Source organism: Paenibacillus polysaccharolyticus, from assembly GCF_900102085.1.
Lineage (GTDB): Bacteria > Bacillota > Bacilli > Paenibacillales > Paenibacillaceae > Paenibacillus > Paenibacillus polysaccharolyticus.
Genome location: NZ_FMVM01000010.1, coordinates 83,014 through 109,616, shown reverse-complemented (window position 1 = coordinate 109,616; position 26,603 = coordinate 83,014). Strand labels below are relative to the sequence as shown.

Sequence of the window (26,603 nt, the reverse complement as noted above, 5' to 3'; positions counted from 1 at the left end):
ACTCCACGTCCACCTCCCCCTTTCCCACCGCAGTTTATGCCGCCGCTTCCAGGCTCACACCGAACTGCAGATTTGATTTCCCCTCGATACTAACGTTAATGTCCTGGAAATAACATGTAATTATCCGTCTTTTTTCACCACAAACCCGATATATTATCCCCCCATTCAACTGACTGTCACATAAGCAACCGTTTTCCGATGTTTCAGGTAATAATATCCCTTTCCATAACCGGGTCATTCGGTTACAATAGGGCGATATGTGTGTCCGGGTCCGGCGGATGCCAACATGCAGTTTCGAGAATGGCCTACGCAGGCCTATGATTCAGATTTGATATTAATTGGAGGCTTATCAACACCATGCAAACCGAGTCACAGACTAAAGTCAAAATCATAAACGCCGATCCCAGCGCGATGGGATTATTTGGGCTTGCGATTGTAACCCTTGTCGCTTCTTCCCAAAAACTCGGCATTACTGACGGACTTAGCTACGCTATTCCGTGGGCGATCTTCCTGGGTGCTTTCGCCCAACTATTCGCATGTATTCAGGATTCCAAACGCAATAACACTTTCGGCACCACCGCTTTCGGCGCTTATGCCTTCTTCTGGTTCGCCATGGGGGCCAACTGGATGATTAAAATGGGTGTGTTCGGCTCTACACTCGCTGAGCAAACCGATGGCAAGCAGCTTGGATTCGCTTTTGCCGGATACCTGATCTTCACCTTGTTCATGACGATTGGCGCTGTTGAAGCCAACAAAGTGTTGCTTATCATTTTCATTCTCATCGATTTCTTGTTCCTTGGTCTGACATTTGACGCTTTCGGCGTAGCACCACATATCTTCCATACGATCGCTGCATACGCTGAGATGGCGATTGGCATTGTGTCCCTGTATGGTACAGGTGCTTCGGTTCTGAATGCCCACTTCGGTTATACTTTCCTGCCGATCGGCAAACCGTCCGGTATTTTCAGACCTAAGGCTTAATATACAGATTGAAGTTCCACCGCCTGCGCGCCGGTCCGCGCCTGGCGGTTTTTTCGTATTACCTCGTCTCGTACCTCTACATTTGAATATGTTCCTAACCGACACCTATACTATATAAGTTGGACTCAAAGATTTTACACAGCCCACTCCGATGAGAGAATAACCTTACAATCGCTGTTATCCCCAGATTTTTTGATTCCCTTTTCCAAAGGTGAAATCCGGTGATAAAGGCGCAGCCTGTGCTTCCGATGCAGCTTTCTTACAGAAAGCTTGTAGCTTCGCTTTTTCAGGTTTTTTCTCTCTTCTCCGTTAGAGTGTAAATGAATGTTTCAACTTATATAAATAGAAAACCTTCTGAACCCAAGAAGAGCCCACAAGAAATGCTGCATTTAGAAATACAATCATAACAGCCATACTGTAAGGAGGAAGAAACATGAGAGAGATACCGAAACCAACGGAGATGGATCAAACGGAGAGAAAGTATGTACGTGAAACGCGCTGCTTCAAAACGGCACGGGTATTCCCGACAGATGTCAACAATCATAACACCTTGTTTGGCGGCAAGTTGATGTCCTACATTGACGATATTGCCTCTATCGCTGCCTCCAAGTTGTGCAGGGTAAATACCGTTACTGCATCAACCGACTCTGTCGATTTTCTGTACCCGATTAATCCTACGGACTCCGTAACACTTGAATCGTTCGCTACGTGGACTGGCCGCAGTTCCATGGAAATTTTCGTGAAGGTTATTCGTGAGGATCTGATAACAGGGGAGAAAAAAATTGCGGCAACAGCCTTCCTGACCTTTGTGGCCCTGGATGAAAATAACCGCAAACTGATCGTGCCCCGTATTATTCCAGAGACTGAAGAGGAGAAAAAGCTGTACGAGACTGCGCCTGACCGCGCAGCGATGCGGAAACAACGGCGGGAAGAGAGCAAAAAGTTCGCTGACTTCCTGACCGTAACGTATCCTTGGGAATAAGCACAGAACAGTTTAACCGGAGGATGCCGGATAGATCGATATCGTTCTGCTATCCGGCAACTCTCCTCCCATAGAAACACACCACTGTTGATAGAGCCGGAACGCAGCTCCACTTTCTATATACTGCTTAGACATGTATATACCCTGCTCTATGGAAGGGACACGTCCTGCAACATATAGTCGAAAGCCCGCATTTAACAGCACCTGATTTACAAACGTAAGATGGCCATCCCCGCGTAGTACACTCTCCGCCACCTCAACTTGCCTCGCTGCGGTCCAGATCATATCCGGCACAGGCATATCCAGATCGTAGATTGAAGGATCTACAAGTTCAAGCTTCATCTCACCATCCTCCACAGCATATACACGTGTAGGACGATCAATATAGAGATCCTCCGATCCTTCCATACCTTGAATAACATAAGCACGTTGATACTGAAAACGAGTAAGAAGCTTGGCTATTCGATCCAGAAACGTATTATGAAACACTCCAAAAACAAGATAAGGCGAATGATTATAATCGATCAGCTTCTCGGCTGTATTCAGTACCGTTCGAAAACCTAGTTCTTCCCGTAATGGACGAAGTCTGCGTAACGGCTCACACCAGTCTTCCGCAGAAACATACATTACACCTGTATGGAGAGCAGCACTCCGGGCATTTTCCCGGTCGATCTTCCGTGTATCAATCCCTGCCTCTCTCAATACAACAGACAGCGTAACTCCCCATTTAGGTGGTAAAGGTTCACTACCGTGTAGCGTAACCGGTAAACCCGCTGCCGCCAGTACAAATGCCACAGGGTATGTCGCCATAAATGACTTGGTTCGTCCGTCGTAAGGACCCGCACAATCCAAGCTATCCTGAAATACGGAGAAACGCTCCGCACTGTTCCGGCACGCATGGACAAAGGCTTCCATTTCCTCGACATTCTCCATCTTCATCCGCTCAGCCATAAGAAATGCGGCCGTCTGGGCAGGAGAAACTTGCTGTTTCAATATATTCTCGGCAACGTTCAATGCCTCTGCATAATTCAGATCACGTGAGCCTCGTTTGCCACGCCCTACCTCTCTGAGGATCTGAGACATATCCATAGAGCATCCTCCTTCCAATTATGACTGGAGCAGTTGATGTGCTTTCACAATCGCTGTAGCTACATCGACCATCCGTTTGCGTTCATCCATCGCTTTTTTGCGTAACAAATCATAGGCTTCCGATTCGGAGATCTGCTTTAAATCACACAAGATCGCCTTCGCCATATCAATCCATTTCCGATCTTCCAATCTGGACTGCAGTTGCTTTCGCTCTTGCTCCCATTGCTTGCGTTCCATATAACGCCGCGCAGCAAAGTGCAGCGTCCAATGAATCTCCGGCCCAGCCATAGACGGTGTAAGAATGCCATCAAACGAGGTATCAACCTCGCAGTCTTCTACAGAGGAAGATGCTGTATCCGGAGCACACCACCAGAGAAGCGGAGTATCCGACTTCTCCTCACCCAGCCGCTTTACCCAATAAGCCACGTCCGCAAGAGACAAATGCAAGATGGACGCATCGACTTCACGAGCAAGCTTCATCACCTCATCCTCACTGTCCGAGACCTTAACATGATAGCCAACTGCTCCCAGCAGCTTCTCCGGTGTTAGAGGGATTGCTTCGGACGAGCCGGCCTGAATGGGATGTACACGGATGACCAATATGGATCGCATGATGGATCAATCCCTCCTTATATTGATATACAGTACCCACGCTCACTTTTAATACATTACCACATGAAAGCGCTATAATGTCATGTTACCTAACAAAAATCAAGGAATAAACATCTATATTTCAAAATTCCAGGTGCTCTGAAGTATTCGTAAGTAGCATCATGAGATGCATTCTGATCCTCGGTCTGATCCTAATGAATTAAAATGGAACAAATAATGGGTTAATCATGAGTACCATGGCACATTTCCTACATTATATGGCGTTTACGAAGTGATACATGGATTTATTTTCTTATTTTTTGTAATTTAAAGCATATTTTACGTAGCCGATTCAGCTTTTCTTTAAACTCATGTAAACATAATTAACTTCAAATTTCAAATACTTTTTTATGTTAACTATATTGACATGAACAAATCATTCTTTTATAGTTAACCCATAAGAACTCCATAACTGAAGGATCACTCACAGTTACAACGACGTAGCTGGTTGAAACGGCAATGAAGCCTGTTTTGCAAATTCGGAGATAAGGGATGCGTATGTATATGCGCAGTCCTCCGAGGCATGACAGGCTTTTTCGATTTTTAGGAACAGACGAAGGTAGCGTAGTAAACAGAATACAGAAATGGATCTGAGGGGGCTAACCACAATGAGTACAACGAAAAAACTGGTGCTGGTCGGCAATGGTATGGCGGGAATTCGTACAATTGAGCATATTCTGAAACTCGCACCACATGCATATGACATTACCGTCTTTGGCGCAGAGCCGCATCCAAACTACAACCGAATCATGCTATCTTCCGTTCTCGCAGGCGGAACATCCATTGAAGATATCGTGATTAATGATTGGAGCTGGTACGAAGATAACGGTGTCCATGTCTATCCGGGTGACCCTGTCGTGCAGATCGATACGGTACGCAAGGAAGTTGTATCTCAGAATGGGGTCCACGCATCCTATGACGAGCTGATTATGGCGACAGGTTCACAGGCTTTCATCCTGCCTCTTCCAGGCGCGAATAAAGAAGGGGTCATCGGCTTCCGTGACATTAAAGACTGTGAAACGATGATGGCGGCATCCCAAAAGTACCGCAAGGCGGCTGTCATCGGCGGTGGACTACTCGGTCTGGAAGCTGCCCGCGGACTATTAAATCTGGGTATGGACGTAACCGTCATTCATATTAACGGACACTTGATGGATCGAAATCTGGATTTGCCTGCTGGATTAATGCTTCAGCGAGAGCTTGAGGAGCAGGGCATGAAGTTCCTTTTGAACAAACATACGGAAGAGATTACAGGCAAAGGCCGGGTTAAAGCACTTCGCTTCACCGACCAAACGGTGCTCGAGGCAGACCTCGTTGTGATGGCAGTCGGTATTCGCCCGCAGATCGAACTGGCTCGAAACAGCGGTCTGGATGTTAATCGCGGGGTCATCGTGGATGACTATATGCATACCAATATCCCTGGAATCTCTGCTGTAGGAGAATGTGCGGAGCATCGCGGTATTGCCTATGGACTCGTAGCTCCGTTATATGAACAAGGTATGGTTCTTGCCAAACGGCTCGCTGGTGCAGCAACCGAAGGATACGCAGGGTCGGTCACTTCAACAAAGCTGAAGGTTTCGGGAGTCGACGTATTCTCTGCCGGACAATTCAAGGACTCGCCAGACACACGCAGCATTCGCATTCAGGATGATGTAGACGGTGTTTACAAAAAGATGGTGATCAAGGACGGCAAGCTCGTCGGTGCAGTGTTGTTTGGTGATACGACCGATGGCGCATCCCTCTTTTCCTTAATTAAAAGCGGTGAGGACATCAGCGGTCGTGAAAAAGAAATCCTACTCGGCGTGCCTTCTGGCGGTTCCGGTTCCGGCCCGTCTGTAGCCGAGCGCATGGCTGCCATGCCAGATGATGAGATCATCTGTGGTTGTAACGGTGTAACGAAAGCTGCTATCGGTGATGCTGTTCTCAATAAAGGATGTAACACTGTCGGTGCTATCAAATCCTGCACGAAAGCTTCCGCTTCCTGTGGAGGATGTAAACCAATCGTGGAATCACTGCTCACGTATTATGCAGGGGACAATGTTGGCGAGCAGACCAAAGAAGGCATCTGCGGCTGTACTTCCTATGACCGGGATGAAATTGTGGCTCAAATCAAGGAAATGGGCCTGAAAACCGTCAAGGAAGTCATGAACGTGCTTGGCTGGGATGAGCCAGAAGGCTGCTCCAAATGCCGTCCTTCCCTTAATTACTACCTTGGTATGATCTGGCCTACAGAATATGAGGATGAGCGGGTGTCCAAATTCACGAACGAACGTTACCATGCCAATATCCAGAAGGACGGCACGTATTCCGTTATTCCACGAATTTACGGTGGTGTAACGTCCCCGGCAGAACTGATCAAGATCGCAACGGTTGCCGAGAAGTATGATGTACCGATGGTTAAATTTACGGGCGGACAACGACTAGATCTACTGGGTGTACAGAAGGAAAACCTGCCGAAGATATGGGAAGAACTCGACATGCCTTCCGGCTTCGGTTACGGCAAAGCTTTACGGACAGTAAAAACATGTGTAGGTAATACGTTCTGTCGCTTCGGTACACAGGATTCGATCGAGATGGGCATTCGTCTGGAGAAGAAACTCGACAAGATGGTCGCTCCAGCGAAAGTAAAATTGGCCGTCTCCGGATGCCCGCGCAACTGTGCCGAAGCCACCATCAAGGATCTCGGTGTCGTAGCCATCGATGGAGCCTGGGAGCTTCATGTCGGCGGCAATGGCGGTGTAAAGGTACGGGCAGCCGAGCTGTTATGTACGGTGAAAACAGATGCTGAAGTCGAAGAGTGGACTTATGCTTACCTGCAATACTATAGAGAGAACGCAAGATGGAATGAGAGAACAGCGGCCTGGATTGAACGGGTAGGTCTGGATCATGTGAAGGAGGCTCTGGCAGATCGAGACGTACGTCTCGCACTGGTTGAACGTCTGGAAGTGACACTGGGCCACACGGTAGATCCTTGGAAAGAGATTATTGAAGATGAGAAATTGCGTAAAAACTTCACCCCACTGTCCGGTGCAGAACCGGTAGCTCACTAGAAGAGGAGGATCAGCGATGAGTAGATTTCGCATTGGGCATCTGGCCGATATTGATGAAAAAGGGGCTCGTACCTTTCTGATCGAGGATACCGAAATTGCCGTTTTCAAACTGAGCGACGGCAGCCTTCATGCCGTAGAGAATCGTTGCCCTCACAAGGGCGGCAAGCTATCGGAGGGCATGGTCTGCGGAACAGCCGTTCACTGTCCATTACATGACTGGAAGATTGATCTGCGAAGCGGCAAGGTCCATGAACCGGACGATGGTTGCTTGAACACGTACAAAACAGAAGTGGACGGAGATAGCGGGGATATCTATATTACGATTGCAGGTTAACCAAGTGATTAGTGTTACAAGACAATGCTGACAGAAGGAGGGGTGCACGATGGATTTTGTTAAACCTGCAGAAGTATTGCAAGCCATGGTTGACGTTGGTGAACATAAAGCCAAAATGAATCGGGTACAGATGTTGATCCGCGGTTTTCTGGCTGGGGCCATCCTTGCCTTTGCCACTACGCTGGCGTATACTGCCGTGTCTCAAACTTCGCTTGGTTTGGCGGGTGCACTCATCTTCCCGGCAGGATTCGCAATCATTATTCTGCTCGGTCTTGAACTGGTGACAGGAAACTTCGCCTTGATTCCGCTCGCAGTGATGAAGCGCAGAGTCAAACTTATCGATATGCTTCGTAATTACTTTTGGGTAATTATCGGTCACCTGATCGGATGTGCATTTTACGCACTATTATACGGCCTGACGATAACCAAGATGGGTACAGATATGAGTAACCCACTCGTTCAAACACTGATTCAAACCAGCGAAACGAAAACACTGGGATATCAGCATCTGGGCGGGGCAGGCATCGTGCTTGTCATCATAAAGGCCATTCTATGTAACTGGATGGTTGCGCTCGGAGCCGTGATGGCGATGACCTCTACATCTACACTGGGGAAAATCGTGGCGATGTGGCTGCCCATTACGATCTTTTTTGCCCAAGGCTTTGAACACGCCGTTGTGAATATGTTTGTGATTCCGGCCGGCATGATGCTTGGCGCTCATGTCACGATTACAGACTGGTTGCTGTGGAATCAGATTCCGGTGCTGGCAGGTAACTTTTTGGGCGGCGCTGTATTTACAGGTCTCGGTCTGTATTTTGCGCATCACTGGGGAAGCTCGCTTATGCTATCATCTCCGCTGGCAACCATTCAAGGTGGCAGATCAGGGCTAACAGCTCCCAATACGACTTCGAAATGGGGGACACGGTCATGAGCAGAGGGTTGGTAAGTATCATCGGTGCCGGTCCTGGTGATCCCGAACTGATTACAGTCAAAGCCCTGAAACGGATTCAGTCTGCTGATGTTATTATGTACGATCGACTTGTCACGGATGAATTACTTGCTGAGGCGCGGGATGGTGCTCTCCGTATTTACTGTGGCAAAGCTCCCGGGCTTCACTCTATGAGCCAGGAGATGATCGGACGTATGCTGGCTTCTCATGCAGCAGAAGGCAAACACGTTGTCAGGCTTAAAGGTGGTGACCCGTTCATCTTCGGCCGTGGAGGTGAAGAAGCGCTGGTGCTGGCGGATTCTGGTATCCCGTACGAGATTATCCCTGGCATCACTTCGGCTGTGGGTACTTCCGCTTCTTCGCTCATTCCACTAACCCATCGCGGGGTCGCTTCTTCTTTTGCCTGCGTAACGGGAACCGGCAGCGACGGAAGTGTATCTTCTGTTCGCTGGGACCTGCTTGCGCATAGCGTAGATACACTTGTGATTTACATGGGGATAAGCCAGTTATCACAGATACAGCAAGAGTTGCTTTTTCATGGCAAAGCCGGGCATACACCAGCCGCACTAATTGAACGAGGAACAACAAGTGAAGAACGAATTGTCACAGGCACACTTGCCGAACTGCAGACATTAGCTAATATGCATCACATCTGTAATCCAGCTTTAATTATGGTTGGAGAGTCCGTACTCATCCGCGAACAATTACTCCAGATGCAGCGCGCTGCATCTGCTTCAATGACGGGTTAACCTTCAGTTGTACGCAGATCCCGCAGCGGAACGCATTCACATAGTATAATAAGCATGTATTTGCATGTATTTAGTCCGAAAACATACGCTCATTCATCATCCGACCCTTCTGCCCTGGTTCAATCAGCAGACGGGTCGGTTTGATGTTAATAAGAGCTGTCAGCTGCTCCCCCATATAATGGGCGGAATATTTGAACCCCACCTCTGCCCAATGCATAATAACCCCCACGGTTGCGGATACGAGATAACTTAACATAATGTCATAATTGATCACTTGCTCACTGTCTTCAGTTACCAAAATGAAGTCCTGAGTAAGGTAATCCCGGAACACATTGTTGATCCTGAGCGCCATATCCCCATGCATTGTCATGAGCGCCTTGAATTGATCCTGGTGATTTTCAATATATTCAAACACAGGCATAGTCGACGGTAACAGTCCGGTCATATCTACTTCTGTAAGGTTAGCATACGGTGAGGCGTAAGCCTGTCCTAATCCTTGCAGGAAGTCTTCCAGAAGAAATTGCAGTAGCTCCGGTTTGCCGGGAAAATGCAAATAAAAGGTCCCCCGATTATAATCGGCTCGTTCCGTAATATCCCGGATGGTCAGGGCGTCAGCCCCCTTTTCCAATATTAAAGATACCGCCGCAGCGATGATCGCATCTTGCGTTCTTCGTGCTCTCCGATCCTGAGGGTGTTCAATAATCAACACTTCCGCCTCCTTTGTCCATTATTGTAACCTAAATGAACAACGCTTACATCTGTGTTCAGTAGGTGACATTTGCGCTGTCAATGATTATTGTCACATATTTATGTATATCTTAACATTAAGACAGGAACTAAAGACGACAGGTTTTCACCCACTGAATTTATTATTTAATTCCTATGGAGATTACCTGCCCATTATATATTATAAGGAGACGATTCAATCATGAGTACATCCTACACACAAACCGCTGTCATTACAGGAGCTGCCGGAGGAATTGGTAAAGAGCTTGCACGTCGCTTGGCTGAACGTAAAATCAATCTGGTCTTGGTTGATTTGAACGAAGAAGCGATTGCCAAAACGATTGCAGAATTGAATCTCGATCAAGAGCATACCATTGCGGTCAAAGCCAATGTATCAGATGAAGCAGATGTTAAAAATTACGTACAAAAAGCAGTGGATGCATTTGGACGTATCGATTATTTTGCGAATAATGCCGGTATTGAAGGGCCAACGGGTCTAATTGAAGACCTGAGCGTTGAAGCACTTGATACAGTATACAACGTAAATATTCGCGGGGTATTCCTTGGTCTGCAAAACGTCATTCCTGTGATGAAAAAACAAAAATCCGGTGCGATTCTGAATACCTCTTCCCTTGCTGGTCTGATGGGCGCTCCGGCGGTATCTCCATATATTATGTCCAAACATGCCGTTGTTGGTCTCACACGTACCGCTGCTAACGAGTTGGCACCTTTCAACATTCGTGTTAACGCCGTATTGCCAGGTACAATCAACACACGTATGATGCGTCAGATCGAAGCTAACTCCGGCAACGTGGAAGATTACCAATCCGCTACAGTATCTGCCATTCCAATGGGCCGTTACGGTGAACCGGAAGAAGTCGCAGCCGTGATGAACTTCCTGTTGTCCGAAGACGCCTCTTACGTTACCGCATCACTCTACACTGTAGACGGCGGTATGATGGGACAATAATAGGTAATTGTAGTTGTAACACCAACATTATTAGCACACGGACGGGCGTATAGTAGAACCTAAGGGCGTGTACTCTATGCGATTTCCTCAGGCGAGATGCCGTGTAGCGTGTAGCGAAATTTTACTGACATCCGGCCAAGTTGCAAGAGTTTTTTACTTCCACACACATCGCTTATTTGATGCCAAAAGACCTCGACACCACCATTAAGGGAATTCCCTTTGTGAGAAGTTGAGGTCTTTTTATTTTATTCCATAGCTGCGCATTCATCCGGCACTAATCCACTACGCTAACGATTACCACGAAACTTATTTCGGCCATTTCGGCACATTTCCTAATCTAACGATCACCAGGAACCTTATTTCAGTAAAAACACCCTATTTTCATCAAAAATGACCCTCTACTCCGAAAATAACGTCTCTCCTGATCGTTAGATTTAAAAACACTCAAAAAACACCTAAATAGTGTCGCTGGTGATCGTTAGATTTTTAATCCACGTATCCCGCGTGACCTTTGTCCATCAAATAATCCATTTCCGCATCCAAAATACTTTCAACAGTCAGCTCGTCAAGCTTCACATCTTTGCGGCTTAGAATGTAGTCAGACAGATCGTCGCCGTCAATATCGACGTCTTTACCTTTAGCATTCTCATGTGCCTTGTTGATGTAAGCTTGCTCATGCTTCAATACAAGTTCGATATTTGCTTTACTGGCCTTTGTTTTGTCCGCGATATATTGCATCATTTCCTGCTCATTAATTGCGTTGTTGTCTGCCACGTATGTTCATCTCCTTGGTTATCCTTCTTGCTGTCATTGTAGCATAGGTTATCCCATTACGGGCAGAACTTATGCCCGGCCTTTTGTTGCGCCCTTTATGACAATGTGCTCATTTTCGCCAGTTGCCACCTTAGCATCCGCACCTACGATAACCTCACGTAAAACGTTGCCCCCTCCCCCACGACACTTTTGGCGTAAATCTCTCCCTTATGTTGCTCCACAATAGACTTGGCAATCGCCAGACCGAGGCCATGTCCGCCGTGTTTACGCGCTCGGGATGAATCCGTGCGATAGAAACGGTCAAAGATCCGATCCAAATGCTCTGGCGCGATCCCTTCACCCGTATTGAAAACAGTTAGCATGATATCATGGTTCTGCTTCTGGAGCGTAATGTTCACGGCCCCTGTTGGCCCGGAATATTTCACGGCGTTATCGAGCAAGATCAGAACCACCTGTTTGATCTGCTCCGGGTTTCCATGAACCATCAGATCAGGATCAATGCTGTAATCAAGGGAGATATTTTTTTCAAAAATCACAGCTTCCATCGGTAAAATAATACTTTCCACCGCTTCACTCATATTAAACCCGGTATGGATGAGGTTGGAACGTGAGTCCTCCATCTGAGTCAGATACAGCAGATCATTCGTTAGTCCAGACATCCGCTCGGTTTCCGATTTGATATAGTGAAGCCATTTGGCCTGACTTTCGATGGTCTCCTCCTGATTCGCCAGCAAGACATCCGTGTTCGTATTAATGATTGCCAGAGGTGTTTTCAATTCATGGGAGGCATCGGCGATAAACTGTTTCTGTTTCTCAAACGCTTCACGCACAGGCGCAATGGAGCGGTTGGCAAAATAACGGCTTAGGAAGTAAATGACGATCAACATCATCAGTCCAACCACGGTAAACGTGTAGATCAGATTGGTCAGGATACCCTGCTGCGCAGTCACATCCATGAATACGATCATGTGCCCGTCCCCGCTTGGATCAACCACATAGGCCCAGTCCGTGCCATCCAGTGCAAATTGTCCAGTCCACCGACTGCTGTCACCTTGACCGGTTTTCTCCTGATCTACTTTTTGCAGAGCCTGTGTGTAAAACGAGTCCTCCATATCAAACCGCGAATGGGTATCGGTAATCTTCCACTGCTTATCGGTCTGGATCATAAAAGAAACCGACCGGGCAGGAGGTGCGCCGAAATCTCCACCCGGTCCTCGATACCCACCGAAGTTCCCACCACTCATGTCGTTACTGTCGTTGCCCCCGCCCCTACTCGGAGATAAGGGTACAGTTGCCGATCCAGAATTCGATTCAGAATTTACTCCCGACCCCGATCCTGTCCCTGTCCCTACTCCTGCTCCCCCGCTTTGCCCTTCACCTCGTGACTGCTGAGCACCCAAACCAAACGGGCTATGGTAGAAATCAGATACCTTATACAGCTCCATATTCGTCTCGCGTTGCACATTCTGGTACGTAATCGTGTAAATCGTTACAAAAGCCACCAGCATCATAATCGAGATCGACACCAGATTGACAATCAGGAACCGGTTGCGGAGTTTCTTGAACATTAGTTCGTCACCTCAAGTACATACCCTACGCCCCGAATCGTGTTAATACGGACAGCCGAATTCAGGAAGGTTAGTTTTTTGCGTAAAAAAGAGATGTAGACCTCCACGTTGTTATACTCGACATCCGAGTCGAATCCCCATAACTTCTCAATGATCTGCTCTTTGGAGGTGATTGCTTGTTTACGAGTAATCAGCAGTTCCAGCAGCTCGTTCTCTTTCAGGTTCAATTTGATTTCCTTACCTTGAACACTTAGCTTCAACTGGGTCGTATTCAGTTCGATATCGCCAAACTTCACCCCATCCTCGGGGACCACTTCTCCTTTACGTCTTAAGGCCGCCCGAATCCGGGCAAGCAATTCTTCCGTGGCGAAAGGCTTTGCAATATAGTCATCGGCACCGTAATCGAGGCCGGATACTTTGTCCGATAGTTCTCCTTTGGCTGTGAGTAAAATAACCGGAGTATGGTTTCCTTCACTGCGGAGCGTTTTAAGCACCGTTATGCCGTCCATCTCCGGCATCATAATGTCCAGCAGTAACAGGTCGTAGATGCCGCTCTGCGCATAATCCAGTCCTGACCTGCCGTCGTGGACCATGTCCACGGAGTAGTTGTTTTTTTTCAAAATCTGAGATACGGCCTCTGCCAAATGAACCTCATCTTCCGCAATTAAAATTCTCATCCTTTATTCATCCTCTGCTCACGATGGTTTGTATGTTCTCATTCTATCAATTAAACCTTGAATCAACCTTAATAATTGGAACACCCTCACGGTATAGATGAAGGAAAAGAAATGTTAACGCAATGTAAAACGATTTAAGATTCATTCAAGGTTGCTTCGCTAAGATACAGACATGACAGCAACACACAACAAACCAAACATAATCAAAACATACACCAACTCATCCATACCCGAAAGGAATGAACCGCAGTGGCGATTGAAGTATTCAACCGATATGAGAGCAAGTACCTGCTGACCGATGAGCAATACCAGCATTTCTACAACGATCTGCTCCACTACATGGAACTGGACGCCTACAACAAAAAACATGAGTTTTACTCCATCAGTAATCTGTACTTCGATACACCGCAGGATTCACTGATTCGAGCGAGTTTGTCCAAACCGAAATACAAGGAAAAGCTGCGTTTGCGAGCTTATGGTGTACCTGAAGAGAATGCGAAAGTATATCTGGAGATCAAAAAGAAAGTGTTCGGCCTCGTCAACAAACGCAGAACTGCGTTGAAGCTGGATGAAGCTTACGATTTTGTCCGCTCGGGACAAGCGCCAGAGCTGGCCGACTACATGAACCCGCAGGTGCTGGAAGAGATTAAATATTTTCTCAGGCTCTATGACCTTGAGCCCAAAGTGTATCTGGCCTACGAACGCAAGGCGTTGTTCGATAAGAACAGCCGCGACCTTCGGATTACGTTTGACACTAACATTCGCAGCCGCAGATATGATCTGAAGCTGGAACAAGGAGATTACGGTGAACCGCTCGTAAAAGACGGGCGCTGGCTCATGGAAGTCAAAGCCGAGAAAACCGTTCCCATCTGGCTGTCCCAATTACTGTCGGAGCACGGGTTGTACCGGACCGGATTTTCCAAATACGGCAATGAATACAGACATCTCGTAAGAACCACCAATCTGAATTATCAGAACGAACGAGAACTGATCCCGGGTACTGATTTCAATCCTAACGACGCGGCCCCGGCTGCTTCACAAGAAAAATTAATTATAGAAAGAGAGCGTGCACTCTATGCTTGATGCCCTTTTCAGCTCCGCCCTAGACGATTCAACCTTGAGTTTCAGCAGTGCTGTCATCACGATCGGACTTGCCATCCTCCTGGGACTTATCATCAGCCTTACCTATATGAAAACCAACCAGGCCACTTATTCACAGAGTTTTACGCTGACTATGGTTGTGCTTCCCGTGATCGTTGCCATCATTATTCTGCTTATTGGCAGTAACATTGCCCGGGCCTTCAGCCTAGCAGGGGCCTTCTCTATTATCCGTTTCCGCAGCGCTCCCGGTGATCCGAAAGACATTGCTTACGTTTTGTTCACGATGGCATCCGGTCTGGCTTGTGGTGTAGGGGCTTTTGGTTACGCTGTTCTGTTCACCGTTATCCTGTGTGTGCTGATGTTTGTACTGAACCGATTTAACTTTGGCGGGAAAAAGAGTCAACAGAAAACGCTCAAGGTTACCATTCCCGAGAATTTGAGTTATGAAGAGGCTCTGAACGAAGTATTCCATACCTTTAATATCCCATTTGATCTGAAAAAAATCAGAACGACCGAACTCGGCAGTCTGTACGAACTGGTCTATAACGTCACGATTCACGAAAGCGTGAATCAGAAGCAATTTCTCGATGCCATCCGTACCCGGAACGGCAACCTGGATATCTCGTTAACAATGAGTCCAACGACAGAGTATTAAAATTTGGAAGATTAGTTCGCTCGCTTGTTCGATTACCACCATTATGATTTGGAGAGGAACGATATATATGAAGAAAAATACTCAGAAACGTAAAAACATCATTACAGGTAGCAAACTGTGGTCCATCGCCATGATTACCAGTCTGCTCGCGGCATGCAGTGCTCCGGCAACGACAAGCAATACAGCAAATGCAGCCGTCTCCACAACAGGAACAACCAAAATCGTATCCGTCAGCGAGTCTACGTCCGTGAAGTATGCCGATCTGGTCTCCCTCGATGCCGATGATACGAATGTTAGCTGGACTGAAGCGGATTCGACCATGATCAAGCTGAGCGGTACGTCAGCAACTGTAACCGGTTCGGGTGCAAAGGTAGCAAACGGATCAGTTACGATCTCAGAAGCAGGCACTTATGTGCTGAGCGGTGAGCTAACCAACGGCCAAATCGTGGTCAATGTTGCTGATAAAGGCGTGGTACACCTCGTGTTGAACGGCGCAACCATTCATGACAATGACAGTGCAGGAATCTACATTCAAAAGGCAGGCAAAGCGGTGATCACGCTTGAAAAAGGAACCAAAAACGCCGTTTCCGATGGTAAAACATACGTATATGCAGACAGCAGCACCGATGAGCCGGATGCGGCCATCTTTAGCAAAGCCGATCTTACGTTTAACGGTGCAGGTCAGTTGACCGTCACAGGCAACTATAATGAAGGGATTACAAGCAAAGATGATCTGAAAATCATCAGCGGTTCCATTAACGTCAAGGCAGCCGACGATGGCATCAAAGGCAAAGATATGGTTGCCATTCAGTCGGGTACCATTACTGTTGATGCAACAGGTGACGGCATTAAATCGACCAATGACACCGATACCAGCAAAGGGTTTGTCGCGATTGCAGACGGTACCTTTAACATTCAGAGCGGCAGCGACGGCATTCAGGCGGAAACCGCACTTGTCACCGATGGCGGTACGTATAACATCGTGACGGCTGGCGGCAGTGCAAATGCACCTGCCAAGGTCGAAGAAGGCCCCGGCGGTGGCGGCTTTGGCGGAGGCCGCGGTGGCTTCGGTGGTGATGGCGCAATGAATGGCGGCACACCTCCAACCGATATGGGCACACCACCGGATGGTGAACCACCTGCCGATATGCCAGCAATGCCAAATGGTGCTGCGAATGCAGGAAACCAAACTGAGACCAAAACAGGAACCAAGGCTAGCAGCGGTAAAACAACGAACTCCACGAAGTCGGCAAATACCGGTGCGGCTAGCACTACAGCAACATCATCTGAATCCAACGCTGATGCAGACAATGCAACGACGACAACAGAGGAAGAGTCTGCAAGCGCCAAAGCGCTTAAAGCAGGAACCGATCTTACGGTGAATGGCGGAACATACACCATTGATTCTATGGATGATTCCTTGCACAGCAATAGCAATGTGACGGTGAACGATGGGACTTTCAACATTCAGTCTGGAGATGATGGCATTCATGCCGATCAGGCGCTGACCATTAACGGTGGAACAATCAAGATTGCGAAGAGTTACGAAGGGCTCGAAGGAGCAATTATTACCCTGAATGATGGGGATGTAGACGTAACGGCATCAGATGACGGCGTGAACGCCGCTGGTGGTGAGACAACAACGAGCAGCACAACAGCAACTACAACGGGAAAAGCTACAAATAACAGTAGTTCTGCTATCGACACAAACAAATCAGCAGATACAGACACAGCTAACTCCACTGGAACGACGGGTACCACATCCACGTTAGATCAGTCGGCACAAGGTTCGGACGCAAGCCAGCAAACCCGTGGCCCTGGCGGTATGGCGGGCGAATCATCAGGCAATAACGAGTTTCACATCAACGGCGGAACCCTTACCGTAAATGCTGGTGGTGATGGTCTGGATTCCAATGGCTCCATCACAATGACGGGCGGAACGGTTATCGTGAATGGCCCAACGAATAACGGTAATGGGGCACTGGATTATGACGGCACATTTGTAATCAGTGGCGGATATCTGGTGGCTGCGGGAAGCTCTGGCATGGCGCAAGGCACTTCCGATGATTCAACGCAAAATGCAATCGTGATGACATTCCCTGAGACACAAAAAGCTGGAACACTGGTTCATGTTCAGGACAGCAAAGGAAATAATATTCTGACGTTTGCACCAGCCAAAGACTACCAAAACGTAGTCGTTAGCTCACCGGATCTCGCAAAAGATGGATCATATGTCATCTTCTCTGGCGGAACATCAACAGGCAAATCGGTGGACGGACTCTACACTGGCGGTACCTATAGCGGCGGAACACAAATCGTTGCTTTCCAATCCACAAGTAATGTGACTTGGGTGAATGAATCAGGCGTAACGACAGCGCGCTCCGGCATGGGTGGTTTTGGCGGAGGCAATGGACAAGGCGGATTCGGCGGTGGAAGAAATCGTTCCCAATCCGGTACATCTACAGATACAACGGGTACGACAAGCACAACTGGCACTACAGGAACTACGGATTCGGCAAAGTAACTGATGATGTACTTGTGAGCCGAAAGGGCAAGCCTGTCCTGACCTACGCAAATTTAAAAAGTCCGGCTCTGATTTCACAATCAAGGTGAAATCGGAGCCGGACTTTGCTTGTTTTTCACATGGGGAAGATAGGTCATCCAACAGGAACCTGTAAGCCTAACGCGAATATGGATATATATTCTAAAGCGTACTTGGGCTGGTTTCGAAGTTAACCACGGCACCAGCGTAGCTGAGCATACCTTATTCAAGAATATGAAAGGAGTTCGATTGAGATATGCTAGCCCCCGTTTCGCATCGCTCAAGGATGAAATCAGGATATCGATAGCAGCGAAAGCTCAAGTTCAGTCTGAATTAATTTCTAACGATCGCCACGGAGCTTATTTTGCAGTAAAACGTCCTTTTCGGATTCTAACGATCTCCACAAAGCTTATTTCCAAGAAACATGCCAGAAAACGGCCAAAATATAGCTTTTCTACCGAAATAGCGTCACTGGGGATCGTTAGATTTTTAGAATGGTTAAAACCAGCCAAATAACGTCTCTGGTGATCGTTAGAAGTTAGCTGAGACGAAATCAAGATACGGAGAGAAGCATTTTACGTCTATAGAGAAATTCCAACCAGCCCCACTCTCAAAAAGCATACACATACACCTTGGTTCGCAACGCATCGCGGCATGTGATCGTGCGCAGTGGCTCTTTGCCCGGCAATGCAAAACAGACGCTGATCACCTTCGCACCCGGCGGCAGCTCGCGTTGGAACTTGTCCACGAGCCGAGTCATCGCACCCGGAAACAGATAACAGATCACACCATCGGCATGCGCATAGGAACATGTATAGATGCTGCCGCGGATGAAGCGCAGACGTCCCTTGAACGAATGCTGTTGTCCTCCAGCTCGGCGTAGCCCTACACTAAGCCATGTCAGCCATTGTGAAGTCCACAAGGGAATGAGTGAGTTTTCAATGCCCGTCAACCTTTTGCCAGGACAATGCTTCACCACATCCATGCCCAATGTTCCCCATCCCGAACCCGCTTCCATAATATCCGCATAACCCGTTATACGATTGACCTCCTGTATCACTACCTGCCTGACCGGGCGGGATGTCGGCATGGGCGAAATTCCATTTTTCCAGCTTACGATTACGATCCATACAACGGCAATCAAAGTTAACACGGCAATCAGCCATGGAATTAATTGAATAATCATCATGAACTCATCATAACAAAGGGAAGCTTCGGAGGTCTATGACCGTGCAGAAGCTTCCCTTTGTTATGTTTATATTCTTTTAAAAGACCTGATCATCATTACTTGGCAGTACTGTTTAGAGGATATGATGCAATTATTCACCCGTTTCCCCGACATGAGATTTCATGTATACTCCTTTTTTGTACACAGATTTAATCGTAAAATGAATGCCCAGCTTGCGATTCGTGCGGTAGATGAGCGAGTTAATCTCGTCGATACCCACCGGATCACTCTCCAACATACTTCGTTCCGGCCACACCTGAGCAATAATTTGCTCCCTCGTTACAAAATGATCCAGCTCACTGTACAGCAATTTGAACAGTTGATACTCCTTTTTGGACAGCGGAATTTCATCTTCGTTTACCTGCACCGTCTGCAGATGATCCTGTAAACGCACACCCTCACCGAGCAAGTCCGATATACGATATTCTCTCGTCTCCCCGAGATCACCTTCCACCCGAAGGTGAATCAAACCGTTAACCAGTGTCAGGCTGTCGCCTTCGCCAAACGGATATTTCTCATATGGGACGAGGCGTTGCCCGTTAAGTTCGGTTCCATTTTTGCTATCCAGATCCTCGATCCAGAGCTGTTGTTTCGTGTCATAATGAATGCGGCAATGCCGCTTCGATATCATCTGATTATAGATGGACAAGTCCAGTTCACTGACACCTGTGTAACGCCCCACCGTAATCGAGCGGCCCTGGCTCACATAGGCGAATGAACCATCGCTCTCCTGTCCCGGCGTACGAATGACGATTTTTGCCGTCTCCCGCATGTTATTCCCCACCTTTAATGTCACTCGGTCTCTATCTTTTCATTCGAGTACTGATAAATTCATCAGATTTGTTCCATTGTTTGCGTGCCTGCCATTTCATATAGTGATATACAGGAACACCATAGACTTAAACAGGCTTAAACATTCTTTACTCATTCTATAACTATACCAGACGTTGTGCATTTTTTCTCATAACGCCCTGACGGACGCTTTAGCTTATTCAACAAGAGAGGTATTTCCCATGAAGAAAAAAACCATTTTGATATACGTGCTGCTTGCTTTCGCTTTATCAATCACCCTAACCGTGCTGTCACGCGTGAGTAACGATGGCGGTGTATCACCAGAAGGGACATCGGCCTCCGAAATCTCGTGGCTTCGAATGAACAATCAACCTTAAATGTGACAGCTACTCTATTATAAACGCGACTCCTGTGCAAAACGTTTCACGAATGTCATCTATACGAAACATTTGTAGCACGTCCTTCGTTCCACAATATAAGGGGAGGAATTACAGTGAAAAGAAATACCATTCACGCAATCACATGCGCTCTTTTTGCTGCTTTGATCCTTAGCAGTTGTCAAAGCTCTGATCTGCCCAACCCAGCGGAATTAAATAAAACTCCACGAGAGCTGGGGTCATTCTATCCAGATAACATCACTGAAGTAGATTCAATTGAAATCATGAGTGGCAGTGACGGTTCTAGAAAAAGAACGACCAATCCCAAGTTGATTCAAGACTGGATTGAAAAGATTCGACATGTAAAAATTGTCGAGCATCCAGACGCAGAAGACACAACAGGCGTGTTATTTCATGTGACCATGTTCAAACAGGACACCGTCATATTTTATATGACACCTACCGATATGAATCATCAGCCAATCGAGCCACAGGGTGAACTGGCAGACCTCATGACTGAGCTCTACGAAGCCATTCCATAGCTTTTATTGCACTAAAAAGGACTCTGAAATCACTATGATTCCAGAGTCCTTTGACAACGTTCAACGAAGTATACAACGTAGCAAGCACAGCGTTTTCTAATATGATACGTTCAACAACACTCGTTATACGCCTACATCAATGTTGTTCATCATCTGTTTCCTCGGATGTACCTGAGGTACTTTTCTCAGATTCATTGGATCGCGTTGATTGATCTGTTGGATTTATTTTATTCGCTGTAGTGGATATGTTCTGACCCTCACCCTCAACCTTCGCCTGAATCTCCTCCATCCGGCTGGACACCTTCTGATACAGATACGATATACCCAGTAGCAGCAGACCAAAGCTGAAATACGCGATGATTTTGCTGCCCGCCGTCAACAGACTGACATCATAGAACACCATCTTGCCAGTAGCGAACAGTGTTAGACCCAGCCCGAGACGCCGGATCATAACATATTTTCTACGGAACCCGTACGCGATATAGAGAATCGCCAGCACCAGATAGATCAAGCTGAACATCAGCCCCACGTCACCCCACTGGAACTGAATGGTCAGGAACACGGTGATAACGCCGAGCAAGTAGATGCCCGCAATAACGGGATACCACTCGACACTTTTGAACTGACCACGTATTCCCGCAATCAGCAGATCTCGCCCCGCGAAGAATACACCCACGTTAAAAATAATCAGGACAACCAGTCCGACAATTTCGGCCGCCGTATGCTGTTCTACACCTGGCTGCAATGCTGGCATCGTCAAGGTTACCGCCAGTGCAATGCAGCACCCAATGCCATGCAAAAAGAGTGTATATCCCCGCAGGAATGGATCACGAAGCATCTTCACTTTGCCAAGTCCATACGCCAAAGCAATCGTCAGCGCCGCAAACATAAGCAGCTTATAGAACATATATAAGACGAACGTTTCATCCATAGCTCTGATATACAGTTCGTTGGATTCATAGAGCACATATAACCATACATTTACAAGGGTCACATACCTGAAACCTTCCAGGAAACCACGCTCCCACGGGAAGTAATTGAAGCTTCTTCCCATTCCTTCGGAGCCCGTTTCGCGCAGCGCCCAAGCATAATAAAGCGTAATGAGCAGGGTTCCCAGCGTAAGGCTGGAGTATTTTAACATAAAGTACGACTGTTCCCCCACAAAGAATAATGATAACAAATCATACTGCACAAAGAATGTAATACATAGAAGCACGATGCCCCAGCCCGCACGCTCGACTGCCTTAAATTTTCTGAAATGTCCAAACGTAGCCAGTAACACGCCTTCAATCAACCAGCCCATCGACAGCCATTTCGAACCAAACTGGAACGGAACAAACAGAATGGTAAAGGTGAGCGACGTAAGATAGAACAGTAAAATGGTCTGCTTCTCCTGCGCCATATGCCGCTGAACAAACCTCGCAAGTCCGAGATAGACGAGTGCAAAAATAACAGCAAGCAAGCCCTGCGCATCATTCCAGCCCGCCGCATCGAGCAGTACATACAAGACGAGACAGCTCAAGCTCGTATTCATGGCAAGTAAAGCGAAATCCCACCAGGTCAATTTCACCCGATGTTTGAACGGATACGCAAGCGTAATACCCAGATACAGAGCAAAAGTCACCACAGAATACAGCATACCCACCTGTTCACTCGGTGACAGCCATAGCAGAATCAGCATGGACGGCGCATGGAACAAGAAGCTGATATAGTGCACGACCGGCCATCGTTGCCCGAACGAAATGAACACAATGATACCGTTCAGCAGCAACAGATAGATCATTGCGGTATAGACCGCTGTGCCTTCCAGCCCAAACGTGAACAGGTAAGAGAAGAATGGCAAATATCCACCCACAAGACCAAAGGAACAGATCGTCTTGGACTGATACCTTAAAGACAACAAGACGGACACAGCTGACACCAGCACAGATAAACCCAAACCTGTGTACAGCCCAATAATATGCAGCAGGAAATAACTGTAGAATATCGAACCAAATAACACAGATATGCCTCCGCCAAGCAGTCCCATGGCAAATGTTTTTTGTTTCCGGCGAAACAGCCACTCCCCACCTGCTAGCATCAGTGCGCCAAGCAGGAAAAAGCCCGCGCCCTTCATCTCATCGCTAAACCACGTTGAATAGGAGTATCGAAAGGCTGCGCCGACTCCCAGAATCAGGAGCAGTATCGCTACCTTGTTAATCCAGCTCAGCCCGATCCGCATCTCCATCCGATTTTGCTTGATTCGGCGCTGGATCGTTTCCTCGCTCAGCTCCTCCTCTGCCATCTGCTCATAACCATGCTGGATCTGGCCGCGAACTGCCTCAGCTCTCTCCCACACAGCCTGCTTGTGCGATTCGATCCGTGATTTCACCTCGTTTGCCAGATAGGCAATCCGTTCCTTCATCTCAGCCGCATCCTCTTGCAGATGCTGGGAAGCCTGATTGAAGATAGTATTCAGATTAGCTTTGGTTCGATGCTCCAATTCGCTGATATGGTCGTTATGTACTGCCGTTTTGCCTTGAAAATAGGTCTCCATCTTCTCCCGCGATACCCGGATCAGATTCAGCTTCTCGTCCAGCATCTGCTCGGACAACGCCATGCGAAGACGCGCATTTTCCTCTTCCATCTGGCGTGCACGACGTTCCAGTTGTTGCAGTTTAAGTTGCTGCGTTTCCGTCTGCTCCAGCAACTGTTCGTTGCGAACCGTAAGGTCATCGGACTGATACTCCTGTAGTAAGGCTTGATAGTCCTTAGCGAGTTGCCTCTGCTGCTCCTGAACCTGCCTAAGCCGATCCTTAAATTCCTTCATGGACTTCCTCCATTGGTTGTCATAAGATGTTTTCCTATATTTTACTATAGATAGCTCAAAAAAGGGTTTACAGAACAGATACCTTGCTGATACCTTACCGACACTTTGCCGGGTGCCCCAACTCATCCCGCTTCTCTTGACCACTTGAACGAATAGAACACAAAAAAGCCTGGAAGCATAAATTTGCCCAAGGCTTCTTTTATGCTTTCCAGACTATTTGCTTGTTTTATATCCATTTACCCACACTACTACCACGTACATGTTCATACTTATAACTAAACCCTTTAATTCTCCGTCTGCGTTATTGAATCTTGTGTTGACGACTCCGTGCCCTCTTTCTTATCGTCTGATTCCGGCTCAATCAATTGCGTTGTATTCGGATCTAACCAGCTCTTAATCATACCGCGCACATAAGTCAGATCTTCATCAGACAGGTCATAATACCACGTACCGCTACGCATCTTCCCATCACCTTTCAGCATGTAATTGCTGATGGTTGGAATGCTGTCTTTCATATATAGAGACTCGGCAAAATTCACAATAAAGTCCGATTTCATATTCGTTGTAAAATTCGATCCGGCAATCTTGATGATGTCCGGGATTTTGGTCAGATTTTTGACCTCCATCGCACGATTCATGAAGCTATTTAGGAAAATCCGGTGACGCATCGTACGGTTGAAATCGGAATCCTCCCGATAACGTACATATCCAAGCGCCTCTTCGCCGTTATAGATCGGTTTGTTGGCTTGCACGAACAGCTTCTCATGCGCTTTACTTTTATTCTCAATATCTTTCTTAATTGGCAGCTCCACGCCGCCCACCGCATCGACAATGTCTTTCAAACCGTGAAAGTTAATCGCAGCATAGAAATCCACTTTGTTCTCCAGCAGCTTCTCCACCGTATCCATCGCCATCTTGGCTTCGCCGTGGGCATAAGCCGAGTTAATCTTGGACTTCACATCACGGCCCACAATTTCAGTGTAGGAGTCACGCGGAATAGACAACAATAACACTTTATTATCCTCTGGACGCACGACAGAATAGATGATCGTGTCCGAACGGCTTGGCTCATTATCCCGCTGGTCAATGCCCAGCAGCAACAATGAAAAAGGATCGGTATGTTGAACAACAGGCGCATCCTTATCCCCTGCGGCTTTATACGAATCATCCAAAGCTTCCTTCACCGTACCTGAGGCGAACAGGTTAAATGCCAGCACAACGAGTTGTTTCTGATAGATGAATCCGATGCCTCCGAGCACAATCAATAAACTCAGTATGATGATAAGGGGCTTCTTCCATTTTTTCTTCGGTTTCTTCGGCTTCCGTCTAGTTAAATGTGCAGCACTGTTTTCCATCATATCTCCTTTAGTTGCGGTTTCTTCATTCATTTAACTATATTAATAACACGTTTTCAATAGATTACGATATAATCGGCTATACAAATACTGGACACCAAAGGAGCGATGAGAGATGGAGTATCGACGTTTAGGCAACAGCGGTCTGCGCGTATCTGCACTCGGTCTAGGCACAAATGCATTTGGCAAAAGAGCAGATCAGGCCGCCTCGACCCGCATTCTTCATGCAGCGCTGGACCGTGGCATCAACTTTATCGACACCGCCAACATCTATGCTGGCACAGAATCAGAACGCATCATTGGACAGGCACTGGCTGGTCGGCGGGAAAACGCTGTGCTTGCAACCAAAGCCGGTTTGCCCCGGCATGATGGTCCCCATGGGCGCGGTTCCTCGCGCTACCATCTACAGCAAGAGCTGGAACATAGCCTGCGGCGTCTGCAGACGGATTATGTTGATCTGTACCAGATCCATACCTTTGACCCGCATACCCCGCTGGATGAAACACTGCGCACGCTCGACGACATGATTACGTCCGGCAAAGTGCGCTACATCGGCGCCTCCAATTACGCCGCCTGGGAGCTAATGAAAGCCCTCGGCATTAGCGAGATGCGCGGATATGCGCGGTATATCTCCACGCAAACCAGCTACTCGCTCGCCGATCGAACACCTGAGAACGAACTCGTTCCGCTGTGTCTCGATCAAGGTGTAGGCATTATCCCATATTTCCCACTGGCTGGCGGTATCCTGACAGGAAAATACAATGGACAAGCCAGTATTCCGTCCGGCTCCAGAGCAGATACCGACCCGTCGTTCAACCGCTTCTTGCTGGAGCATAATATTCGACTAAGCGAGCAGGTAAGTGCCAAGGCAGAGGCCGCCGGTTGCTCTCCAAGTACACTATCCCTCGCCTGGCTATTAACTCGCCCGGCCGTATCCACCGTAATTGTAGGAGCCACGCAGACGGAGCAGCTGGAGCACAATCTGGCCAGCCTCGATCTCAAGCTTTCGGGTGAATTGCTGACTGAACTGGATCAGCTGAGCGAGGATTTCCGTTATGGCCAGCCATTCGCATCCTACAGACTGGATTAGATTTTAATGACAAATAAACCTTCCAACCTTACATGGTTAGGGAGGTTTATCCATTTTTCGTCATTTTTCGCGCAAGATATATCATGAATCCACTTCATGCAAACGAAAGCATGATGAGTAAAAGTAGTATTATTATTGTTCTGCTCTGTGCCTGATGAATTCTTGCATGATTTCCATATAACCCTCTTTACGATCCGCGAGAAGTTCGAAGAAGTTTTTATCCGATTCCTCCACGAGATTCATGCCTTCAATCGCCAGCCTTGTGCCTTCAGGCGTTGTCGTAATGATATTCGCCCGTGTATCCGTCTGATGACGCTCACGCTTAACGTAACCTCTTTTTTCGAGGGCTCGTAACACTTGGGAGGTAACATTAACGTCTACATTGGCAAAATGAGCAATCTGTACCTGGGTAACTCCCTTGCCTTCCAAGTCACGCTCATTAAGCCATAAACAAGTATGCAATAAAATAAATTGGGGCTGTGTCAGATCAAGGGGCTCTAATACCCTGCGGACTTCCTTCTGCCACATCGTTGTTACCTGCCATAACAGGTATCCGGGACTATCTTGCGGATTCGTGTATCGTGAGCTTTTCATTGTTCTACCTCCGTGATG

Annotated in this window: 24 protein-coding genes; 13 read left to right on the top strand and 11 right to left on the bottom strand. The window is 47.5% G+C overall.

Annotated elements, in window-relative coordinates:
- Positions 1 to 357: 357 nt before the first annotated feature.
- Together BLQ13_RS15205 and BLQ13_RS15200 are read left to right on the top strand one after the other, a co-directional pair.
- Positions 358 to 981, top strand: a complete 624-nt coding sequence (locus BLQ13_RS15205) for an acetate uptake transporter (RefSeq protein WP_090921519.1) — start codon at positions 358 to 360, stop codon at positions 979 to 981.
- A 433-nt stretch (positions 982 to 1,414) separates the two neighbouring features.
- Positions 1,415 to 1,963, top strand: coding sequence for an acyl-CoA thioesterase (locus BLQ13_RS15200; protein ID WP_186809692.1), 549 nt, complete (start codon positions 1,415 to 1,417; stop codon positions 1,961 to 1,963).
- Positions 1,964 to 1,975: 12 nt separating this feature from the next.
- On the opposite strand, the gene BLQ13_RS15195 is transcribed toward BLQ13_RS15200, so the two are convergent.
- Both BLQ13_RS15195 and BLQ13_RS15190 read right to left on the bottom strand, forming a co-directional pair.
- On the bottom strand, positions 1,976 to 3,052 hold the full coding sequence (locus BLQ13_RS15195; protein WP_090921517.1) for an anthranilate phosphoribosyltransferase: 1,077 nt from the start codon (positions 3,050 to 3,052) through the stop codon (positions 1,976 to 1,978).
- Between the two features lie 18 nt (positions 3,053 to 3,070).
- Complete coding sequence (locus BLQ13_RS15190; RefSeq protein ID WP_090921515.1) at positions 3,071 to 3,664, bottom strand: ANTAR domain-containing response regulator; 594 nt, start codon at positions 3,662 to 3,664, stop codon at positions 3,071 to 3,073.
- A 647-nt stretch (positions 3,665 to 4,311) separates the two neighbouring features.
- Here BLQ13_RS15190 and nirB point away from each other — a divergent pair.
- The 4 genes from nirB to cobA are packed head-to-tail and all read left to right on the top strand — an operon-like array spanning position 4,312 to position 8,785.
- Positions 4,312 to 6,753, top strand: coding sequence for a nitrite reductase large subunit NirB (nirB, locus tag BLQ13_RS15185; protein WP_090921513.1), 2,442 nt, complete (start codon positions 4,312 to 4,314; stop codon positions 6,751 to 6,753).
- 16 nt (positions 6,754 to 6,769) lie between these two features.
- Complete coding sequence (gene nirD / locus BLQ13_RS15180; RefSeq protein WP_090921511.1) at positions 6,770 to 7,087, top strand: nitrite reductase small subunit NirD; 318 nt, start codon at positions 6,770 to 6,772, stop codon at positions 7,085 to 7,087.
- 49 nt (positions 7,088 to 7,136) lie between these two features.
- Positions 7,137 to 8,018, top strand: a complete 882-nt coding sequence (locus BLQ13_RS15175; RefSeq protein ID WP_090921509.1) for a formate/nitrite transporter family protein — start codon at positions 7,137 to 7,139, stop codon at positions 8,016 to 8,018.
- Positions 8,015 to 8,785 carry a uroporphyrinogen-III C-methyltransferase gene (cobA, locus tag BLQ13_RS15170; RefSeq protein WP_090921507.1) on the top strand — a complete coding sequence of 257 codons (771 nt, stop codon included), beginning with the start codon at positions 8,015 to 8,017 and terminating at the stop codon, positions 8,783 to 8,785. Before BLQ13_RS15175 ends, cobA begins: the two co-directional genes overlap by 4 nt.
- A gap of 70 nt (positions 8,786 to 8,855) precedes the next feature.
- On the opposite strand, the gene BLQ13_RS15165 is transcribed toward cobA, so the two are convergent.
- A complete protein-coding gene (locus BLQ13_RS15165) occupies positions 8,856 to 9,491 on the bottom strand; it encodes a TetR/AcrR family transcriptional regulator (protein WP_167375745.1) in 636 nt (211 codons plus the stop codon).
- Positions 9,492 to 9,713: 222 nt separating this feature from the next.
- On the opposite strand from BLQ13_RS15165, the gene BLQ13_RS15160 reads away from it, so the two are divergent.
- Positions 9,714 to 10,481 carry an SDR family NAD(P)-dependent oxidoreductase gene (locus BLQ13_RS15160; RefSeq protein ID WP_090921503.1) on the top strand — a complete coding sequence of 256 codons (768 nt, stop codon included), beginning with the start codon at positions 9,714 to 9,716 and terminating at the stop codon, positions 10,479 to 10,481.
- 486 nt (positions 10,482 to 10,967) lie between these two features.
- Here the strand turns inward: BLQ13_RS15160 and BLQ13_RS15155 are convergent, their stop codons facing one another.
- The 3 genes from BLQ13_RS15155 to BLQ13_RS15145 form a co-directional block, all read right to left on the bottom strand.
- Entirely contained in the window at positions 10,968 to 11,222 is a 255-nt protein-coding gene (locus tag BLQ13_RS15155; protein WP_145333845.1) for a hypothetical protein, read from the bottom strand.
- Positions 11,223 to 11,398: 176 nt separating this feature from the next.
- Positions 11,399 to 12,823, bottom strand: coding sequence for a sensor histidine kinase (locus BLQ13_RS15150; RefSeq protein ID WP_090921497.1), 1,425 nt, complete (start codon positions 12,821 to 12,823; stop codon positions 11,399 to 11,401).
- A complete protein-coding gene (locus BLQ13_RS15145; RefSeq protein ID WP_090921495.1) occupies positions 12,823 to 13,500 on the bottom strand; it encodes a response regulator transcription factor in 678 nt (225 codons plus the stop codon). Before BLQ13_RS15145 ends, BLQ13_RS15150 begins: the two co-directional genes overlap by 1 nt.
- Before the next feature lie 249 nt (positions 13,501 to 13,749).
- Here BLQ13_RS15145 and BLQ13_RS15140 point away from each other — a divergent pair, with 249 nt between their 5' ends.
- The 3 genes from BLQ13_RS15140 to BLQ13_RS15130 all read left to right on the top strand — a co-directional run bounded on the left by BLQ13_RS15140 (position 13,750) and on the right by BLQ13_RS15130 (position 17,780).
- A complete protein-coding gene (locus tag BLQ13_RS15140) occupies positions 13,750 to 14,583 on the top strand; it encodes a polyphosphate polymerase domain-containing protein (protein WP_090921493.1) in 834 nt (277 codons plus the stop codon).
- On the top strand, positions 14,576 to 15,256 hold the full coding sequence (locus BLQ13_RS15135; RefSeq protein WP_090921491.1) for a DUF4956 domain-containing protein: 681 nt from the start codon (positions 14,576 to 14,578) through the stop codon (positions 15,254 to 15,256). Before BLQ13_RS15140 ends, BLQ13_RS15135 begins: the two co-directional genes overlap by 8 nt.
- 67 nt (positions 15,257 to 15,323) lie before the next feature.
- Positions 15,324 to 17,780 carry a carbohydrate-binding domain-containing protein gene (locus BLQ13_RS15130; protein WP_090921489.1) on the top strand — a complete coding sequence of 819 codons (2,457 nt, stop codon included), beginning with the start codon at positions 15,324 to 15,326 and terminating at the stop codon, positions 17,778 to 17,780.
- Positions 17,781 to 18,408: 628 nt separating this feature from the next.
- On the opposite strand, the gene BLQ13_RS15120 is transcribed toward BLQ13_RS15130, so the two are convergent.
- Together BLQ13_RS15120 and BLQ13_RS15115 are read right to left on the bottom strand one after the other, a co-directional pair.
- Positions 18,409 to 18,987 carry an SAM-dependent methyltransferase gene (locus BLQ13_RS15120; protein ID WP_090921485.1) on the bottom strand — a complete coding sequence of 193 codons (579 nt, stop codon included), beginning with the start codon at positions 18,985 to 18,987 and terminating at the stop codon, positions 18,409 to 18,411.
- Between the two features lie 130 nt (positions 18,988 to 19,117).
- Positions 19,118 to 19,798 carry an FHA domain-containing protein gene (locus BLQ13_RS15115; protein WP_090921483.1) on the bottom strand — a complete coding sequence of 227 codons (681 nt, stop codon included), beginning with the start codon at positions 19,796 to 19,798 and terminating at the stop codon, positions 19,118 to 19,120.
- A gap of 241 nt (positions 19,799 to 20,039) precedes the next feature.
- On the opposite strand from BLQ13_RS15115, the gene BLQ13_RS28555 reads away from it, so the two are divergent.
- Complete coding sequence (locus BLQ13_RS28555) at positions 20,040 to 20,195, top strand: hypothetical protein (protein WP_167375744.1); 156 nt, start codon at positions 20,040 to 20,042, stop codon at positions 20,193 to 20,195.
- A gap of 116 nt (positions 20,196 to 20,311) precedes the next feature.
- Positions 20,312 to 20,737: a hypothetical protein gene (locus BLQ13_RS15110; protein WP_090921481.1), complete on the top strand. Its 426-nt coding sequence runs from the start codon at positions 20,312 to 20,314 to the stop codon at positions 20,735 to 20,737.
- A 136-nt stretch (positions 20,738 to 20,873) separates the two neighbouring features.
- On the opposite strand, the gene BLQ13_RS15105 is transcribed toward BLQ13_RS15110, so the two are convergent.
- Together BLQ13_RS15105 and BLQ13_RS15100 are read right to left on the bottom strand one after the other, a co-directional pair.
- Entirely contained in the window at positions 20,874 to 23,546 is a 2,673-nt protein-coding gene (locus BLQ13_RS15105) for a DUF2339 domain-containing protein (RefSeq protein ID WP_090921479.1), read from the bottom strand.
- Positions 23,547 to 23,830: 284 nt separating this feature from the next.
- A complete protein-coding gene (locus BLQ13_RS15100; RefSeq protein ID WP_338060879.1) occupies positions 23,831 to 24,904 on the bottom strand; it encodes an LCP family protein in 1,074 nt (357 codons plus the stop codon).
- A 112-nt stretch (positions 24,905 to 25,016) separates the two neighbouring features.
- On the opposite strand from BLQ13_RS15100, the gene BLQ13_RS15095 reads away from it, so the two are divergent.
- Positions 25,017 to 25,991 carry an aldo/keto reductase gene (locus BLQ13_RS15095; RefSeq protein ID WP_090921474.1) on the top strand — a complete coding sequence of 325 codons (975 nt, stop codon included), beginning with the start codon at positions 25,017 to 25,019 and terminating at the stop codon, positions 25,989 to 25,991.
- Positions 25,992 to 26,123: 132 nt separating this feature from the next.
- Here BLQ13_RS15095 and BLQ13_RS15090 read toward each other — a convergent pair whose 3' ends face one another.
- A complete protein-coding gene (locus tag BLQ13_RS15090; RefSeq protein ID WP_090921472.1) occupies positions 26,124 to 26,585 on the bottom strand; it encodes a MarR family winged helix-turn-helix transcriptional regulator in 462 nt (153 codons plus the stop codon).
- Positions 26,586 to 26,603 lie beyond the last annotated feature (18 nt).